Here is an 18,429-nt window from a genome sequence, read left to right on the forward strand (position 1 = left end):
AATACAATTATTTCGCAGCAGCGAGAGCTTGAAAAACAGCATTGATTGTTAACTCAACGGGAAGCACGATGCCTTGTGGGTGACTAGGGCCGTAAACTTTATTAAATGGTGTACCCATACCGCCCTCCATGCCCACATAGTTTTCTATCATGGCATTAGGTTCACTCCAATTACCTTTCATCAGCACTATGTTGTCTGCTTCTAGCGCGATAACGACCTTTTCGCGATGAGTAACATTGGCTTTATTCGCGCGACACGGTAGACACCAGTCAGCATCTACATCAACAAATACGGTATAACCCTGCTCAACTAAAGGATCAATTTGGGCGGGGTTTAATGGCTTCCACTGCAGGCGCTGATAGGCATTATAATCTTCAGTTTTATTGAGAAAAGAGTATACCCCGGTAAAACATAAGGTCATAAAACCCAGTAGAAATATAATAGCAGTGGGTATGTTCTTGCCTTTAATTTTCAAAAAAATAAGCAAAGCGATTCCGGCAAGTAAAAGCCCGAGTAGTAACGGAAGCATCAATGTCATTGTTTATAATCTCTTGCAAAATGAAATGAGTAATTTAGCTCACTATATCAAGCTTTGCTTAAGCTGAGGTTAAATGAATGTTGTTATCCTAAAATCATGATAACGTACGCCTTTAAAATTTCCTTCGATGCTTAGGTGATACCTGCATTAATGAGTAAAAGGGGTTAACAATGGCATTGAGTACTTGGCTAGGTTTATTAGCCATTTGTTGTTTGGGCGCAATGTCGCCAGGGCCGAGTTTAGCGATGGTGTTAAGGCATACATTATCGGGTGGCCGATTACATGGCGTGGTTTGTGCGTGGGCGCATTCAATAGGTATCGGCGTATACGCATTGGTGACCCTGTTAGGCTTGGCTGTTGTGTTAGCAAAGTCGCCAATTGTTTTCAATGGTATTGCTATTTTGGGGGCTCTATATCTTGCTTGGATGGGGCTACAAGCACTGCAGTCAAAAGGTGGGATGGAGCAAAAACTTCAATCTGGAGAGTCGAGCAGTTTATTACAAGCAGCTCGCGATGGATTAGCGATTTCGCTATTTAACCCTAAAATACTGTTATTCTTTTTGGCTTTATTCAGTCAGTTTGTTATGGCTGCAGAAGCATCAACTGGCCAAGCACTGATTGTACTGACACCGCTGGTGATTGATGGACTGTGGTATACGATTATCGCGGTTGTTTTATCCCATGGGCCGATACTATCCCGTTTAAGGGATAAAGCAGCTTTAATAGATAAACTGTCGGGAATCGTACTCATTTTGCTGGCTATCAGAGTGATAGTGAACTTGTTTTAGGGGTTAAACTGCCAAACTAAGTTTAAAAATGTCAGTTAGAAAAGTAAAAAGCCATCGAGAGATGGCTTTTTATATGACGCTAAGTATTATTTAGTTTTTAAATACTTGCACAGAGTCATCAGCTTTTTCTTCAGTGGCTTTTTGTCCGCCTGGAGGATTCTTAATGTGGTCGTTTAAATTCTCGTTCAACATGCCTTTGTATTCATCAGAGAACCAGTTTAAAGCATTTTCTTTTTCAGCTTCTAAGTCAGCTGATTTGATTGCGGCTTCGAATGCGTTATAACGAGCAGCTGCAAAGCGTAAGGCTGTGCCAACTTTACCAATGTCATTTTCAGTTTGACCAAGCTGGTTTGCTAATGCAATAAATTGATCAGCTAGCTGATACATGGTTGTTTCTGTTTTTTCTTCAGACATGAAAATCTTCTCATAATGATTTAAAAATTAGCCAAGAGTCTACCTACTTTAGCGACAGAATAAAGAGTCAATTACGAATTAGGATCAGAATCTGTGATCACTTGGCCGTTACGGGAGTCATAATAAATCGATAGCGCGGGCAAAGGATTATAAAAGTAACGGCATTGATCAGGATTGATGTAGGTGGCTAGGTAGAGTGTATCTTCAGGAGCTGCGGTATCAGATATCGAAGGAGCATCTTGTAAAATGGTTTCCCACACTGACATGCAATCATTCTCATTATTTAGTCGAGGTGAAGCCTCAAATGGTGGCCAGTTTTGCGCAGGAAATCCCCATTGATTGATATCGAGTTGACCATCAGCGCCAGCATTTGGGTAAATTTGTAAATTGTCCGCAGGGCCTGAATTACCTAAAGCTGCCCACTTAACGTTAGCCAGTGAGATACCACTCGAAAAAGCGCCCCCAGTACCTTGTACTGTTGAAATCTCAGCATCTTGTTTAATATTGATAAACTTAGGTAACGCTATTACTGCAATCACACCGAGTATTATAATGACTACGACTAATTCGATTAGGGTAAAGCCTGAAACTCTGTTGGTGTTCAATTTCTGCATGGTAAATGAACATCCTTTTTTATCCTTGTTGTAATTAAATTTTAATGTAAATGATGTGTTTGTGCGAGTTGTTGTATTTTGAATGAGGTAAATAACCAGATGAATAGTTGGAAAGAGTTCATAACATTAGAAAAAGCTAAGCCGTATTTCAAAGCATTAACACTTTTTTTGGAAAATCAAAAACAGCTTGATAAAGTGATATATCCGCCTACGGAGGAAATATATAGTGCATTTGAGTTAACGCCTTTAGATAAAGTAAAAGTCGTCATTCTCGGTCAAGACCCTTATCACGGGGCTGGTCAGGCTCATGGTTTATGTTTTTCTGTAAAAACGGGAGTTAAAACGCCACCTTCACTGGTTAATATGTATAAAGAATTGCATCAAGACATCGATGGGTTTGATATTCCAACACATGGAAATTTAACTCAATGGGCAGAGCAGGGCGTGCTGTTATTAAATACCGTTCTTACTGTTGAGGAAAGTAAGGCTCATTCGCATTCAAAAGCTGGCTGGGAGACTTTTACTGATAACGTAATGCAATGCCTCAATGAGCGAGAGGAACCGCTGATATTTATGTTCTGGGGAGCCCATGCTATGAAAAAGGGCAAGCTTATTGATACCGTTAAACATCATGTTTTGACAGGGCCTCATCCTTCGCCTCTATCGGCATATCGTGGCTTTTTCGGTTGCCAGCATTTTTCAAAAGTGAATCAGCTTTTGAAGCAACAAGGCGATAAAACGATTAATTGGCAGGTGTAGTGCCAATTATTACGTGAAATCAGGCTAGGACCTTTTGAACTTTTATGGCTGTTTTTGCCAACTAAACGCTGTCCTAAAGGGGGGCGATTAATAACACTTTTTGTTGAGTGAATTTAGCTTAAATGACGAGGTAGCAATTCACTTTCCTCGATTAAAATGACTTTACTTCGAACGAAATCTAAACTGTAAAGTTAAGCGGCACTCTATTGATGAATAAAAAAATGCACTTGGCTAATTAAAGGCAAGTGCATTTTTATTGTAAGCAGGAGTGGTGATTGCCATTTCTGCTTTAGGCTCAGACTAATGAAAACATTAGTTGTTACGCTTAACAGAAATCTTAGCTAAAGAAATCAATGCCTCTTTATACTCACTATCGGCAATTGGCGCTAAAGCAGCAATCGCTTTATCTGCTTCTTGATCAGCTTTTTGCTTAGTGTATTCAAGTGCACCAGACTCTTTTAGTGCCGCAACAATTTCATCGATTGCTTTAGTGCCATCACCTTTTTCAATCGCTTCTTTAATTAAGGCCTTCGCGGTGTCATTACCGTGAGCCATTGCATAAATCAAAGGTAAGGTTGGTTTACCTTCTGCTAAATCATCACCGATGTTTTTGCCAAGCTCATCGGCATCAGCGGTGTAATCTAATAAATCATCAGTCAACTGGAATGCGGTGCCAAGGAATTTACCGTACTCACCTAATGCGGTTTGTTGCTCCTTACTCACATCTGCAATCACACCTGTGAGTAAGGTCGCGGCTTCGAATAATTTAGCTGTTTTACAGTAAATCACTCGCATATAATTCTCTTCAGTGGTTTCTGGGTCATTACAATTCATTAATTGTAAGACTTCACCTTCTGCAAGAATATTTGTGGTGTCAGCTAAAACTCTGAGCACTTTCATGCTATCGAGCTCTGTCATCATTTGGAATGAACGGGTATATAAGAAGTCACCCACAAGGACACTGGCGCTGTTACCAAATAAAGCATTGGCTGTTTTACGACCGCGTCTTAGTGTTGATTCATCAACTACATCATCATGTAATAGAGAAGCGGTATGGATGAATTCAATGATGGCAGCTAACTTAAGATGCTCTTCACCTTTATAGTCGATTGCACGTGCTGCTAATACTGAAAGTAGTGGGCGAAGTCTTTTACCACCACCATTGATAATGTAAAAACCTAGTTGGTTTATTAGTGCAACATCAGACTCAAGTTGTTTGTAAATTAACTGATTGACGGCTTGCATGTCATTATCAGCTAGTTGACGAATGGCGTTCAAATCCATAATGGTCTCTAGTTATTAGGCTGTCAGGCAAATTATATTGCCCACTATATAAGGTTCAAATTGTATATTAACAAATTTTAACTAATTTTCATGCCTTAGACAGCTTTTGTTCTTAGATAGTGAGAGTTAAACCGAGCTTTTTTTATTGATTCAAATTTAACGCTTGCCAGACTGCAAATCTTCCCGTAGAATCCGCGCCCATTGTCATTAAAAGTTTTTAGCACCCGATATCTACAATTATGAATCGGAGTGTTAGTCCATTTGGAGTGAAATAGCTATGTACGCTGTTTTTCAAAGTGGCGGAAAGCAACACCGTGTTGCTGAAGGTCATACAGTTCGTTTAGAAAAAATTGAAGTTGCTACTGGTGAAACTGTAGAGTTTGATCAAGTATTATTGGTTGCTGATGGTGAGAACGTTCACGTAGGTACTCCTCTAGTTGCTAGTGGTAAAGTTGTTGCTGAAGTGGTTAGCCACGGTCGCGGTGAGAAAGTAACTATTCAAAAGTTCAATCGTCGTAAGCATCACGAAAAGAAAATGGGCCATCGTCAATGGTTCACTGAAGTTAAAATCACTGCGATCAGCGCATAATTTAGGAGTCTAACTCATGGCACATAAAAAAGCTGGCGGTTCTACTCGTAACGGCCGCGATTCAGAAAGTAAACGTCTTGGTGTTAAGCGTTTCGGTGGCGAATCAGTTGTTGCTGGTAACATCATCGTACGTCAACGTGGTACTAAATTCCACGCTGGTGTAAACGTAGGTATTGGTCGTGACCATACTTTGTTTGCATTAACAGACGGTAAAGTTAAGTTTCAAGTAAAAGGTCCTAATAACCGTAAGTTTATTAGCATCGAAGCTTAATTCTAGACTCTAATCAGTCTTTGAAAGCCCCGCCTTCTGGCGGGGCTTTTGTGTTTATTACCTCATTGTTGAATTTAGTTAACTAAACTTCAATGAAGTATTTCGATGCATAGCATTGATAGTTATTTTTTTTGCAGTAAGCGATTTATGGTGATTGTATCTTCTACGCTTCCCTGCACATCTCAGTCTTTTGAGGTTATAATTGGCACATTAAGTGGTGTCAGGAGTATGTATGAAGTTTATAGATGAGGCTAAAATCAAAGTTGAAGCGGGTAACGGTGGCAGTGGCTGCGTTAGCTTCAGACGTGAGAAATATGTGCCAGACGGCGGCCCAGATGGTGGTGACGGCGGTGACGGCGGTAGCGTATTTTTAGTCGCAGACGAAAACATGAACACGCTTATTGATTTTCGATTTGTACGTTCTTATATTGCTGAGCGCGGTAAGAATGGTCGTGGCCGTGACTGTACTGGTCATGGTGGCGAAGACACGTTATTAAAAGTTCCAGTTGGAACGCGTGCAATGGATTTTGAAACTGAAGAACTATTAGGTGATTTAACAACCCACGGCCAAAAATTACTTGTGGCTAAAGGTGGTTTCCATGGTTTAGGTAACACTCGTTTTAAGAGTAGTACTAACCGTGCACCAAGACAGAAAACGCTTGGTACTGCAGGCGAAGTTCGCATGCTTAAGCTCGAACTATTGTTACTAGCTGATGTGGGCTTATTGGGCTTACCAAATGCGGGTAAATCAACCTTCATTCGTTCAGTTTCTCGTGCAACGCCAAAAGTTGCTGACTATCCGTTTACAACTTTAGTACCGAATTTAGGTGTGGTTAGCCCACGTCCAGGTCAAAGCTTTGTTATTGCGGATATTCCAGGTTTGATTGAAGGTGCTTCAGACGGTGCGGGTCTTGGTATTCGTTTCTTGAAGCATTTAGAACGCTGTCGGGTATTACTACACATCATTGATATTGATCCAATCGATGGTAGTGATCCTGTTGAGTCTGCACGTTCAATTGTGGCTGAGTTAGAGAAGTATTCACCAAAGCTGGCATCTAAGCCTCGCTGGTTAGTCTTTAACAAAATCGACTTACTTCAAGAAGATGAGCTTGCTGAAAAAATGGAGCACATCGTTAAGGAAATCGATTGGAAAGGCGACATTTACACTATGTCGGCATTCAACCGTACCAATACTGAGGATTTGAGTCTTAAATTATTAGACTTTATTTCTGCACTTCCTGCGGTAGATGAATCAACTAGTCCTGAAGATGAAGTTGAATTCAAGTGGGATAATTATCATCAAGCAAATGTTGAATCTGTAAATGAAGATTACGACGACGATTTTGATGACGATTTTGACGAAGATGATTACGATGTAGAAATCATTTATCAACGCTAAAATTGTGAGATAAATTGCACTCGATTATCATTGAGTCAATAACAGGGTAATGAAGAGAGAGCAGTGTACGCAGAAACTCAAAATGATATCACTCGTCTTGTGGTACGCAGTGCGCAATTACTCTTAGCTTATGGTGCTGAATCTGATCTTGTTGAAGAGATCAGTCAGCGCCTAGGCAAAGCACTTGGCCTAGCCAGTGTTGAACTTTCCATATCATCAAATTCCCTCGTATTAACCAGCCTAGTTCATGGCCGCTGTATTACTACCACAAGACGTATTCGAGAACACGGCATCAATATGATGATTGTGTGTGAAGTTCAGCGAATCTGTTTATTGGCTGAAAAGGGCATTTATAATGCCAAGCAAGTTAAACGGCGTTTAGAAAAAATAGAACCTAAAAGTTATCCAGCTAAATATGTCATTGGCATGATTGGCTTGTCTTGTGCAAGTTTCTGTCACTTATTTGGTGGCGATATTGCATCTTGTATGATTACCTTTATTGCATCATCAATTGGAATGACGGTTAGGCTTTCTTTAGTTAAAAAACATTTTAACTTATTGATCATTTTCTCGATTACCGCGTTTATTACCACGATGATTGCTCAACTGGGTTATGTGATTGATGTCACCCAGACGCCCAAAACAGCTATGGCGGCCAGCGTGTTAATGCTGGTGCCAGGTTTTCCGCTGATTAATGCTATTTCAGATATGGTGAAAGGCCATATGAATGTTGGAATTTCTCGCTGGGGACACGCAACTCTACTCACTTTGGCCACTGTAATTGGGATAACCCTTGCGATGGCACTAGGAGGGAGTTTATTTCTATGAATCTCATTTTAGAATTATTGCATGACGCATTTTTCTCAGCGATTCCAGCAATAGGTTTTGCAATGGTGTTTAATGTTCCAAGGCGATTTTTAATTTATTGCGGAATAGCAGGTGCAATAGGGCATAGCTTTCGAACGTTATTAATGCATTTTGACATGCCAATCGAGTGGGCAACTTTTACCGCTGCAGCATTAGTTGGGGGGATTACCATTCGATTTGCCAAAAAACATTTAGCACCACCATTGATGTACTCAGTAGCTGCCATCATTCCTATGGTGCCAGGAACTTACGCGTACAATACTTTAATTTCAATTGTGCAATTGAGTGTACAAGATCAAATTAGCAGTGATTTAACATCATTAGTTATTTTTAATGGTTTAAAAACTGTATTTATTCTAGGAGCTTTAGCTGTAGGTTTAGCAATGCCTTCACTAGTATATTATCGCACTAGACCCATTATTTAATTTCTTAAGCATCTATAAGGATTTTACATGCGCATCGCAATGATCGCCGCTATGGCAAACAATCGTGTAATCGGTAAAGACAATAAAATGCCTTGGCATTTACCTGAAGACCTAAAACACTTTAAAGCCATGACGTTAGGAAAGCCAGTAGTGATGGGGCGTAAGACATTTGAATCGATAGGAAGACCACTCCCAGGGCGACATAATATTGTTATTACTCGTCAGAGTGATTATCAACCTGACGGTGTTAGTTGCGTGAACTCCTTTGAGGCGGCAAAAGATCTAGTTAGTGATTGTGATGAATTAGTTGTAATAGGAGGCGGGCAACTCTATAAAGAAATTCTACCCGTGGCCGATATCTTATATCTAACCTTTATAGATTTAACTGTTGATGGAGATACCTTTTTTCCTGAGTGGGATGATGGTAATTGGAAGTTAACAGAGAAGGTTGTAGAGATAAATGAATCACAATTGCAATATAGCTTTAACACTTTGGTTAAATAATGTTAAATTGTGTCCTGTGTTACCCTGAATAGATACTTACCCTTGATGGTAGGTACAAAATAAAAATACCTAAAAAGGAGTGTCAGATGCGTTTACTGCCAGTGGCCATAGCAGCCCTAATAGCAGCATCTTTTGTGTCAACCCCTGCCGAAGCAAATACTGAACAGCTTGTCGCAAACATTTGTGATTATGTAAAATCTAATGACAAAAATCGTTTACGTAAAAAGTTGAAAGAAAGCCGCGTAAAATTACGTAATATTTACACTGGTATTTCTTGCGAAGGTAATAGTTTATTAAGAACTGCTTATAACTCTAATTCATTAGAAGTTGGTGAGTATATTGCCAAGCGTCTTCCTGCAGGTGATTTAAATTCACCTGAAGCAGATGGAAAAAGCATTCTTGATTGGGCAAATGCTAACGGTCATAGCGGAAGTGCTATTACTGCTGCAGTGCAAGATAGAATTAACAGTGGTGAGTAAGCATTACGCTTAGTATTGTTCCCTGTTATGTTGAGGTGTAACTAGTTCGTTTGGTTAGTTACACCATAACAAGCAAGACCAAATTGTTAATTTGCGCCTTTTGTTAGTACAAATAACAATTCGTCTAAAAACCGCCTAAATGGCGGTTTTTTTATGGAGCAGTTTTAAGTCATAAATCTTATAAACGCTAATTGCTGCAAATAAATTAAAATTAAATAATCGGCTGCGGTTATTGATAAATATAAAAAATATCTTTGTCGACTTTAGGTTATTTTAGACAGTAATTTGAACACCTGAAGTTCATTTAATACAGCCCATTCTCATTTTACTTCACTGGAACTATACAATTTTGGTCAGTAATAAGCGACGTTAACTTTGTTTGCTAACTTCAGGGCATTAAAAAAGGCTCCTAAGAGCCTTTTTATTAAAAGTGTTACCTTTATGTATTTAGACTTTAAATTCGCCCACAGAGCTTTGTAGCTCTTCAGATAGTACAGCAACTTGGTGGCTAGATTGTGCTGTTTGATCTGCGCCTGTTGCTGTTTCTTCAGAAATTGCAGCAATATGCTCCAACATCTCAGATACTTGCTGGCTAACAAGGTTTTGCTCTTGCGCAGCTTGAGCAATGTGATTACCAGAATCATAAGCTTTATGGACAGATTGGCTAATAGTTTCAAGAGCTAAGTTAGCTTGTTCTGTTTTATCAACACAACTGGTTGCTTGACTGCGGCCTAGTTCCATTACTGATACCGCTTGCTGTGCACCTTGCTGTAGCATTTCAATCATTTGTTGAATTTCGCTAGTCGACTCTTGTGTTCTTGACGCTAGACTTCGAACTTCATCTGCAACGACTGCGAAACCACGACCTTGTTCACCAGCTCGTGCAGCTTCAATGGCCGCATTTAATGCTAGTAAGTTTGTTTGTTCTGCAATACCACGAATAACATCAAGGATTGAACCAATAGAAGCACTGTCAGAGTGGACCTTATTAATGACTTGGCCAGCTTTAGCTACTTCATCAGCAAGAGCTAGGATAGTCACCTTATTTTCTTCAGCAAGTGTACGCATGTGCTGAGTTTCTTCATCAGCTTGCTTTATCTGCTCTAGTGCTTGGTCTGCACTCATAGAGACTTGTTGTGCGCTTGAACTTAATTGTGTTGTTGCGGTGGCAACTTGATCCACTTGGCTCTTCTGCTCTTGAATTCCGCTTGTTGTTTGGGTAGTAATTGCTGAAGTTTCTTCAGCTGCGGCAGCAAGTTGGTTTGATCTATCTAGGATGCCAACAATAAGATTGCGCAAACTATCAACTAAGCTATTGCAATTTTTAGCTAATTCAGCAAATTCATCGTGACCAGAGTCGTCAAGTTTATGTGTCAAATCACCTGAAGCCAGAATATTTAATGCTTGATTCACTTTTGCTAACGAGCGTGTTAATGGTTTAACTACAGCAATACTGACAACGATTGAAACCAAAATAGCAAGTATGACTACAAACATGGTTTTTAAACTTGCAGAGTCGATATTCTCAATTGCACTATCACTGATTTGTCCGGTGAAGCCTTCAATATTAGTTGCCAAATTAATCATCTTGGCATTAACTTCTAATCGATCTTTATCTGTTGCAGCGAGCATTTGCTCAGCTTGTTGAGCATGAGTTAATTGCTGACCTTTTAAAGCAACAATCGTATTACTGTCATTGATTAGCTTAAACACCGCTTCACTTTCTGTATTAAGATTATTTAGCGTATTGTCGCTGATGATACCTCTACCTTGGCGATTAATATGCTCAATCTTGACCCGTGTATCACTAACCATATAGTCGAGTTCGTTAACGATGACGTTATATTTGCTATTATCTTTAGCTGCGACTAAGTCATAAATTGTGGTGATAATATTAATAAAAGTACTGTCTACAACGCCAGCTGTAGCTGCAATACTCTGTTCTGTAGGGTCGTCACTCATTTCTAAATCAATGAGGTCTAATAAGATGGACGATGCTTCATCTGCACTATCTTCTAAGTCACCACGAAGCTGGATTAGTTTTTCATGTTTAACCAATGCATTTTCATGCTCTTCTAACATCAAACGGCTATTTTTTTCAAAACTTGTATAACTCGTTTTTAATTGCGACAGGTTTGAAGAGAATTCTTGTCGGTCTGAAATGAGGCTCGATAGTTTATTGAGCGTTTTAGTGAACTCAGCAGACTCAGTTTTGATCTTTTTCTCAACTGCAGGAATTTGGGCAGACTCGTCGGTGTAATAACCAAATAGTATTTGAATTTGCTGCGCGCTTAAATTTTGTGTCAACTCACCTGTTGCAGTGAGCGCTGGGAGGCTAACTTTTTGCAACGTTGTGGTGCTATCTTTAATTGAGCTATTGGTGAGCAGAGATACGCCTCCCAACACAATTAAAAGTAGTGTTACAACAGTAAAACCGCCAATGACTCTGGTGGCAACATTAATTTTCATAGCATACTCCGGCTGTTATTATTTTATCCCGAATTTGTCTCTTGATCGCTCAGGGTAGTGTGATCACGTGAGATCTATTAGCTTTATCGGCTAAGGTTTTTATAAGTTTAACAATTTATTAATTATTTTAGTTTTAACTGAATTATCTTTTCATTGGTTTCAGCATGCCAAAGTGTCATATGTTCCCCCCAACAGCAGCCTGTATCTAACGCTAACACATTCGCTTGATTAGTGACCCCCATTAGGGCGGCCCAATGGCCAAACACCAAAGTGTGGGTTTTCTTTAGTTCAGAATCGAACTCAAACCAGGGGGTAAGGCCTACAGATTTATCTTTAAGAGGTTTCTTGCACGCAAAATCTAAACTGCCATCATCGAGTAAATAGCGCATTCGAGTCAGTGCGTTAATGCAATATCTTAATCGCGGTAAGCCTGTTGAATGACTATCCCATAAATCAGGGGCTTCTGTGTACATTTTTGCGATAAGCGCAGAAAGGTAGTTATCTTTTTTAAGAGCCTCACTGACAGCTAGTGCTTCAGATTCAAGCGTTGCTAAATCCCATTGTGGTGGCACACCAGCATGAGTCATGATGATATTATGTGATGGTAAAGTTTGCACCAAGGGTTGTTGTCTTAACCAGTCAATGAGATGGGATATATCTTCTGCTGCAAGTAATTCAGCAAGGTTATCTTTGGGATTGGCTTTTTTGATTTTACCGTGAAGTGCAAGTAAATGAAGATCGTGATTGCCAAGCGTTATTTTGGCACTGCCTTCTAAAGATTTAAGGTAACGTAAAGTTTGTAGCGAGCCTTGTCCTCGAGCAACTAAATCACCCACAGCCCAAAGCTCATCCTTTGCAGGGTTGAAATCAACCTTTGCTAATAATAATTGCAGCTCGTCGAAACAGCCTTGTATATCGCCAACGAAATAATGTGCCATAGGTTTATTGCAAAATACCTGGAATGGCTAATCTGAATGTTGGGATCTCAGCTTTAAAAGGCTCGCCTTGTGCAGTCACCATGCCGTAGCTGCCTTCCATGAAACCAACAGGTGTTTCCATAACCGTACCACTAGAGTATTGATAAGCGGTATCAGGATCAATCGTTGGGGTTTCACCTACCACACCAGGCCCTTTAACTTCACTGGTATCGCCGTTGGCATTAGTAATAATCCAATGACGGTCTTTTAGTGTAATAGGGATTTCACTGAGATTGATAATGGTGATGGTATAACTGAACAAATACTTTTCATCTTCGGTTGATGATTGTTCTTCAAGGTATTTGGTTTCAACTTTTATTTTGACGTTAGCAGCTACTGAGGTCATTAAACTTCCTAAAAAGAAAGGGCACTTTCATTAAAAATGCCCTTGAAAATACTAACTCTTATCACAAACCAAATTGGCTAGCGCGACATATTGCTCAACGCTTATTTGCTCAGGTCTTAGAGTTGAATCAATGTTTAGTTGAGTAAACTCTTCATCAGTGATCATTTGCTTTAAGTTATTTCTTAAAGTTTTACGACGCATATTGAACGCGGTAGTACATAAATGACGTAAAACATTCACATCTTTACATGGAAAAGGCTTCACATCGTAAGGCAATAAACGTACAACAGCAGAATCCACTTTTGGTGCAGGTTTGAAGCTTTCAGGCGGTACTTCTAACACAGGCACGACTTTACAAAAATACTGAGCCATTACCGTTAAGCGGCCATAGGCTTTTGTGCCAGGGCTTGCTGAAAGACGTAACACTACTTCTTTTTGTAGCATAAAATGCATAGTTTCAATAATTTCGGCAAATTCGAAAAGGTGAAACATTAACGGGGTAGAGATGTTATATGGCAAGTTGCCAAATACTTTCATCTTTTTGCCGTCTTGCTGAAGTTGGCTAAAATCAAAATTAAGCGCATCACCTTGATTGATGGTTAATTTATTTTTTAATTCCGGATGGTTTTGTAAACGTTCAACAAGATCTTTATCTAGCTCAACAACCGTTAAGTTATCCACTGCATCTGCAACGGGTTCGGTTAATGCACCAAGACCTGGGCCGATTTCAACCATGACGTGATCATTGTCAGGAGAGATAGCGCCCACAATTCTGCTGATGACACTTTCATCAGTTAAAAAGTTCTGTCCGAAACGTTTTCTGGCCGTGTGGCCTAAATGTACTTTATTGCTACTCATTGGAAAATTATTTACTTACTTTTGTGGCCAATTCAATGGCTTTATTTAATGCACAGGTAAAACTACCGCAATCTGCTTCACCAGTGCCTGCAAGTTCTAATGCAGTGCCATGATCGACAGAGGTTCTAATATACGGAAGACCTAAGGTGATGTTAACCGATTTTCCAAAACCTAATGATTTAAGTACTGGAAGTCCTTGGTCGTGATACATAGCAAGAACCACATCTGCTTCTTGTAAGTATTTAGGTTGGAAGAGTGTATCGGCAGGCAGTGGCCCAACAATATCGATTCCCTGATCTCGTAGCTCATTGAGCGCTGGGATCATGATATCAATTTCTTCTCGTCCTAAGTGTCCATCTTCACCAGCATGGGGGTTTAAGCCACATACATAAATTTTAGGTGAAGTGATGCCAAATTTTTGCACTAATTCGCTATGCAAAATCTGGATGATATGGTGTAAACGCTCTCGCGTAATAGCCTTTGCAACATAAGCTAAAGGGATATGAGTGGTCATCAATGCCACTTGCAATCCTGGTGCGGCAAGCATCATGACCACATCTTGGCAATTCGCTTGCAGTGCAAAAAACTCGGTATGGCCACTGAATGGAATACCCGCTTGGTTAATAATTCCCTTATGAACAGGGCCAGTAACTACAGCGGCAAACTCATTACTCATGTTTTTTTCACCTGCATAACGCAAGGTATCTACTACATAAGCACTGTTTAGCTCGTTTAACTTGCCACATTCAACTTCAGCTGCAAGTGTAAACGGCGCTATCGTCAAGGTTCCGGCCTCTTGAGGTTTAGCTTCAAGTGTTGGCTGGTATGGACGTAAGCTCAGTGGCAGGCCAAGCATTTTAGCCCGGCTGGTTAATAATTCTGGATCTGCACAAACAACTAACTCAGCAGGCCAAGCCTGCTGAGCAAGTTTAATAACTATATCTGGGCCGATACTCGCCGGTTCACCCGGCGTAATCGCAATTCTTTGTGTCATTAAGTTAGCTTAACCTCGAGTACTCTCTGGTTCAAAAACTTCAATGTAAGCTTCTGTACGCATTTCATCTAACCAGTTTTGTAGTTCTTCGTTAAATTTACGACGATAGATTAACTGGTGAGCACGGTTACTATTAAACTGATCGGTTGCATCAGTTGTGCGTTTTTCTTCAAGCTGAGCAATGTGCCATCCGTGAGTGGTGCGGAATGGTTCACTGATTTCATAAATTTCTAAACTGTTAAGTGTTTGTGCGAACTCTGGGACATAAACTGATGGTTCTGCCCAACCTAATTCACCACCTTTTGCTCCAGATCCTGGATCTTCTGAATACTGGCGAGCAAGGTCGGCAAAGTCTGCTTCACCTGAGCGAATTTGAGATAAGAAGCTTTCTAACATCGCTTTAGCGCGGTCTTCAGAAAGGATAGGTGAAGGCTTTAACAAAATGTGGCGTGAGCGTACCTCACTGATTTCCTGAGTTTGTAAACCTCGGGCATCCATAATTTTGATGATATGAAAACCTGAACCACTTTTAATTGGGCCAATAACATCGCCGTTTTTCGCATCTGTAACCACTTCAGCGAATAGAGTTGGCATTTCATTAATGCTCATGTAATCCCAAATACCACCTTCAAGTGCTTTTGGTCCTGAAGAAGAGGCAATCGCTGTACGTCTAAAGTCTTCACCGTCTTTTAAACGTTCGAGTACGATGTTTGCACGCTTGCTTGACGCTTCAAGTTGTTCACTTGTTGGGTTGCTAGGCACTTCAATCAAAATATGACCAACTTGGAACTCGACATCTTTCAAGCCTTGTTCTTGGATCATTTTGACTAAGTTATTAATTTCTTGAGGAGATACTTGAATACGACGTTGAACTTGAATACGTTGAATTTCACCAATGGTGATTTCTTCACGTAATTGTTCACGGTATTGTCCAAAGCTCATACCTTCGCTTTCGATTTGCTGCTGCATTTGACTCACAGTCAGTTGCTGCTCTTTAGCAATATTTTCAATGGTTTGATCTAATTGTAAGTCACCAATTGATAAGCCGATGCGCTCAGCCATTTGTAATTGCAAATGAGTTAAAATTAAACGTTCTATTACCTGAGTACGCAAGGCATTATCAGAAGGTAAACCTTGGCCTGCTTTTTCTGCATTGGTTTTAACCGAAGTGACCATATGGCTGATTTCGCTTTCGAGTATGATGCCTTCATTTATTTGCACGGCAACGCTGTCTAATGGCACGGGAGCGGCTATCGATACTTGGCTTGCTGCCAGAGTAAATAAAGCAAAAATCATTTTCTTACAGTGTTTCATCCACAGAATCCTTGGCACTTAAATTTCTAATTATTGTTGGCGCTATCGCCAAAATAGTGTTGTTAACGTTTAATAGGACTATTTGTTTTCCACTAGGTTCAGCAATCTATCATAAATGATGCATAAATGATGGCTAAATGATGGCTAATTGCTTAAGTAAAGTGGTTTACGATAGTTAAATAATCCTTCGTTTAGCATATCTTCAACACCGAGAGGACCTGAACCACCTAAACCTTTAATAATAAAGTTGAGGTATACGCCACTCTCAAATTGTTCTCTAGTATCAAGACTAGGGTTTAAATCGTCATCATAGTTGGTTTTAATGCGGTAATGATAACTTAAACGCATGGCCCAACAGCATGACTCGTATTGAACGCCAGTATAGGTTTCAATACTGCGAGACTCGTTAAGGTCGTAATAAAAATTACCCACAAAATATAAGTCATCGCTAATTGGCCATGATGTACGCATACCGACTTGTGAAATATCAACTCGGTCGTTGGTATTGGTATTCAATAAATCGGGTACATAGCGATAACTGAACTGAAGCAATTTATCATTACTTGGACGAAAATCTAATGTCACTTCACTTTTCTTTGTTTCGCCATGCTCGGTATCAAATTGCACTGCGCCGCTAATAAACCAATCTTGGTAAACATTAGCATCGACTTCTGCGGCTAACACTGATGTTGATGGCGCAGCCTCAACATTTTCATCAGTAAAATTAATTTTACTGTCTTGGAAGTAAATGATTTGACCAATACTGACTTTAAGTTTTTCAATGTTAGCATCGTCAAATAAACGAGTCGTTACACCTAAAGTCATTTGGTTTGCATCTGCAATTCTATCAAGACCTGAGTAACGTCTGTCTCTGAATAGGCCAAAGTAATCTTCTTGAAGTTGAGCTGAATCATATATACCAATACCATCTTGGTTTTCATACCCAACATAAAGATATTGGAATTGAGGCTCTAAAGTTTGTCTGAAGTCAGCATCAAATAAGTGTGTTTCACGCTCAAAGTTAATTTGCCCGTGCAAGCGTACTTGGGGAATAGTACGACTGACAGAGTCTTCAAGTTCACTGTCATCATCGAAATTAGTTTGCCAGTATTGAGTTTGCAGTAATTTAACTTCACTGGTTAACGAGCCAGCAGGCCCTTGAATAGGCAAAGTGATGCTTGGCTCCATATGGAGACGAGTTGCAGTGTTATATTCGTTTTCTTTATGCTCAAAATTAGTCAATTCAGAATTAAACTTAAAATCTAATCCTTCCCAGAAATCATTAGTTTGATAATTAAAGTTAAGTTGAGGCATTACCTGATAAGGGACTTCATCTTCACCTAGTACTTTTATATCTTGGACTTTCATACCGAAATCCCAATCTTTCTCAAAGTAACTAATTTCACCTACACGGGATAACTGGTTATCGGTAGAGCGATTGACGTCAGAGCTTAAATCGTTGAAATAGTTATTATCTGAAACATCAGTAAAGTTTGCCTGTACTCGCCAATTCTCATTAATTGAGCCTTGATGACGCCAGTGATAAAGGTAACGGTCTGGACTGTTGTCGAGTTTGTCATCATTGGCTAAATATTCTAGGTTGAGTTGACCATCTTGGTCTTCTCCCGCTAAATATCTAAACTCTGTTTTAGCGTAAAAACCACGTGATGACATATAAGTCGGCGTAAACGTTAAGTCGTACTCTGGTGCAATGTTCCAATAATATGGCGTACTGACTTCAACACCATTCGTGGTGCTGGTACTAAAGTCCGGGAATAAAAATCCAGATTTGCGTTTATCTGATACTGGAATTGTCATATAAGGAACATACATTACAGGTACGCCTGCAATGCGAATTTTAGCTTCCCAAATCTCTCCCCACTCTTCTGTACTATCGATACGGATTTCTTTCGCTTCTAATAGCCAAGAATCATCGCCCACTGGACAAGTGGTGAAGTTGGTATTTCGTAATTCGAGATTATTTTGTTCTGTGATTTTGAGCTGTTCAGCATCGCCATGTATTTGCTGGCCATGTAGCCAATACTTAGCACCATTTAGGGTCGCGCTATTGGAAATCATCTGCGCATTAAGTGAGTCAGCGGTAACGGTGAACATCTCATCAGAAAAAATGAGATTACCATTTGCATCTAGCTGCTCATTCTTTTGGTCTAAGATAGCTTCGTCAGCACTAATGTGACGAGATCCTTGACTGAAACTAACATTACCAGAGAAATGCGCTTTATCGCCCATTGCAGCTTCAGAGCGATCTGAAATAATCACAATATCTTCTGCTGTTAAATTAGGAACTTGTTGACGTTCGTCAATAGAACTAGAAACCGGAGGGTTTATCACACAATGAAGCTCAACCGCTTCTGTGTCAGAGGGTTCTTGTGCCGAGACTAGGTTAGGTAATAGGCTCAATGCCAGAAAATAGCGGATCTGCATTTTAATTAATGATTATGAATTCTTAGTCTTGACAAAATGAATCGAAAAAAGCCGCAGCTAACAACTTATCTTTAGCTGTTTCCAAATGTTATGTT

At 39.9% G+C, this 18,429-nt stretch carries 20 protein-coding genes; 9 read left to right on the forward strand and 11 right to left on the reverse strand.

Annotated elements, in window-relative coordinates:
* Positions 1 to 7 precede the first annotated feature (7 nt).
* The gene (locus K5Q58_RS00420) at positions 8 to 538 is read right to left on the reverse strand and encodes a thioredoxin family protein (protein ID WP_220751483.1); all 531 of its coding nucleotides are present in this window, start codon (positions 536 to 538) and stop codon (positions 8 to 10) included.
* Between the two features lie 170 nt (positions 539 to 708).
* Here K5Q58_RS00420 and K5Q58_RS00425 point away from each other — a divergent pair, with 170 nt between their 5' ends.
* Entirely contained in the window at positions 709 to 1,326 is a 618-nt protein-coding gene (locus K5Q58_RS00425) for a LysE family translocator (RefSeq protein WP_220751485.1), read from the forward strand.
* Positions 1,327 to 1,416: 90 nt separating this feature from the next.
* Here the strand turns inward: K5Q58_RS00425 and K5Q58_RS00430 are convergent, their stop codons facing one another.
* Together K5Q58_RS00430 and K5Q58_RS00435 are read right to left on the reverse strand one after the other, a co-directional pair.
* Complete coding sequence (locus K5Q58_RS00430; RefSeq protein WP_220751487.1) at positions 1,417 to 1,740, reverse strand: DUF3144 domain-containing protein; 324 nt, start codon at positions 1,738 to 1,740, stop codon at positions 1,417 to 1,419.
* Positions 1,741 to 1,811: 71 nt separating this feature from the next.
* Entirely contained in the window at positions 1,812 to 2,354 is a 543-nt protein-coding gene (locus tag K5Q58_RS00435; RefSeq protein ID WP_220751489.1) for a prepilin-type N-terminal cleavage/methylation domain-containing protein, read from the reverse strand.
* A gap of 99 nt (positions 2,355 to 2,453) precedes the next feature.
* Here K5Q58_RS00435 and ung point away from each other — a divergent pair, with 99 nt between their 5' ends.
* Positions 2,454 to 3,113 carry a uracil-DNA glycosylase gene (gene ung / locus K5Q58_RS00440; RefSeq protein WP_220751491.1) on the forward strand — a complete coding sequence of 220 codons (660 nt, stop codon included), beginning with the start codon at positions 2,454 to 2,456 and terminating at the stop codon, positions 3,111 to 3,113.
* A gap of 312 nt (positions 3,114 to 3,425) precedes the next feature.
* Here ung and ispB read toward each other — a convergent pair whose 3' ends face one another.
* Positions 3,426 to 4,397, reverse strand: a complete 972-nt coding sequence (gene ispB, locus K5Q58_RS00445; protein WP_220751493.1) for an octaprenyl diphosphate synthase — start codon at positions 4,395 to 4,397, stop codon at positions 3,426 to 3,428.
* A 277-nt stretch (positions 4,398 to 4,674) separates the two neighbouring features.
* Between ispB and rplU the strand changes: the two genes are divergently transcribed.
* The 7 genes from rplU (at position 4,675) to K5Q58_RS00480 (ending at position 8,931) form a co-directional block, all read left to right on the forward strand.
* Positions 4,675 to 4,986, forward strand: a complete 312-nt coding sequence (gene rplU, locus K5Q58_RS00450) for a 50S ribosomal protein L21 (protein WP_102529859.1) — start codon at positions 4,675 to 4,677, stop codon at positions 4,984 to 4,986.
* Between the two features lie 16 nt (positions 4,987 to 5,002).
* Positions 5,003 to 5,257, forward strand: a complete 255-nt coding sequence (gene rpmA / locus K5Q58_RS00455; protein ID WP_055024328.1) for a 50S ribosomal protein L27 — start codon at positions 5,003 to 5,005, stop codon at positions 5,255 to 5,257.
* Between the two features lie 232 nt (positions 5,258 to 5,489).
* Entirely contained in the window at positions 5,490 to 6,656 is a 1,167-nt protein-coding gene (cgtA, locus tag K5Q58_RS00460) for an Obg family GTPase CgtA (RefSeq protein ID WP_220751495.1), read from the forward strand.
* A 63-nt stretch (positions 6,657 to 6,719) separates the two neighbouring features.
* Positions 6,720 to 7,484, forward strand: a complete 765-nt coding sequence (locus tag K5Q58_RS00465) for a threonine/serine exporter ThrE family protein (protein ID WP_220751497.1) — start codon at positions 6,720 to 6,722, stop codon at positions 7,482 to 7,484.
* Positions 7,481 to 7,948 carry a threonine/serine exporter family protein gene (locus tag K5Q58_RS00470; RefSeq protein WP_220751499.1) on the forward strand — a complete coding sequence of 156 codons (468 nt, stop codon included), beginning with the start codon at positions 7,481 to 7,483 and terminating at the stop codon, positions 7,946 to 7,948. The genes K5Q58_RS00465 and K5Q58_RS00470 overlap by 4 nt, the downstream gene beginning before the upstream one ends.
* 27 nt (positions 7,949 to 7,975) lie before the next feature.
* The gene (gene folA, locus K5Q58_RS00475) at positions 7,976 to 8,452 is read left to right on the forward strand and encodes a type 3 dihydrofolate reductase (protein WP_220751501.1); all 477 of its coding nucleotides are present in this window, start codon (positions 7,976 to 7,978) and stop codon (positions 8,450 to 8,452) included.
* A gap of 86 nt (positions 8,453 to 8,538) precedes the next feature.
* Positions 8,539 to 8,931: a DUF3718 domain-containing protein gene (locus K5Q58_RS00480; protein WP_220751502.1), complete on the forward strand. Its 393-nt coding sequence runs from the start codon at positions 8,539 to 8,541 to the stop codon at positions 8,929 to 8,931.
* A gap of 447 nt (positions 8,932 to 9,378) precedes the next feature.
* Here K5Q58_RS00480 and K5Q58_RS00485 read toward each other — a convergent pair whose 3' ends face one another.
* The 7 genes from K5Q58_RS00485 to lptD all read right to left on the reverse strand — a co-directional run bounded on the left by K5Q58_RS00485 (position 9,379) and on the right by lptD (position 18,334).
* The gene (locus K5Q58_RS00485) at positions 9,379 to 11,400 is read right to left on the reverse strand and encodes a methyl-accepting chemotaxis protein (protein WP_220751504.1); all 2,022 of its coding nucleotides are present in this window, start codon (positions 11,398 to 11,400) and stop codon (positions 9,379 to 9,381) included.
* 122 nt (positions 11,401 to 11,522) lie between these two features.
* A complete protein-coding gene (locus K5Q58_RS00490) occupies positions 11,523 to 12,338 on the reverse strand; it encodes a symmetrical bis(5'-nucleosyl)-tetraphosphatase (RefSeq protein WP_220751506.1) in 816 nt (271 codons plus the stop codon).
* 4 nt (positions 12,339 to 12,342) lie between these two features.
* A complete protein-coding gene (apaG, locus tag K5Q58_RS00495; protein WP_220751508.1) occupies positions 12,343 to 12,723 on the reverse strand; it encodes a Co2+/Mg2+ efflux protein ApaG in 381 nt (126 codons plus the stop codon).
* 51 nt (positions 12,724 to 12,774) lie between these two features.
* The gene (gene rsmA, locus K5Q58_RS00500) at positions 12,775 to 13,581 is read right to left on the reverse strand and encodes a 16S rRNA (adenine(1518)-N(6)/adenine(1519)-N(6))-dimethyltransferase RsmA (protein ID WP_220751509.1); all 807 of its coding nucleotides are present in this window, start codon (positions 13,579 to 13,581) and stop codon (positions 12,775 to 12,777) included.
* 7 nt (positions 13,582 to 13,588) lie between these two features.
* A complete protein-coding gene (gene pdxA, locus K5Q58_RS00505) occupies positions 13,589 to 14,575 on the reverse strand; it encodes a 4-hydroxythreonine-4-phosphate dehydrogenase PdxA (RefSeq protein WP_220751511.1) in 987 nt (328 codons plus the stop codon).
* A 9-nt stretch (positions 14,576 to 14,584) separates the two neighbouring features.
* Positions 14,585 to 15,889 (reverse strand): peptidylprolyl isomerase SurA, encoded by a 1,305-nt coding sequence (gene surA, locus K5Q58_RS00510; RefSeq protein ID WP_220751513.1) that lies wholly within the window; start codon positions 15,887 to 15,889, stop codon positions 14,585 to 14,587.
* A 144-nt stretch (positions 15,890 to 16,033) separates the two neighbouring features.
* Complete coding sequence (gene lptD, locus K5Q58_RS00515; protein ID WP_220751515.1) at positions 16,034 to 18,334, reverse strand: LPS assembly protein LptD; 2,301 nt, start codon at positions 18,332 to 18,334, stop codon at positions 16,034 to 16,036.
* Positions 18,335 to 18,429: the final 95 nt, after the last annotated feature.

The sequence above is a fragment of the Shewanella sp. KT0246 genome, assembly GCF_019654955.1.
In the GTDB taxonomy this organism is placed as follows: domain Bacteria; phylum Pseudomonadota; class Gammaproteobacteria; order Enterobacterales; family Shewanellaceae; genus Shewanella; species Shewanella goraebulensis.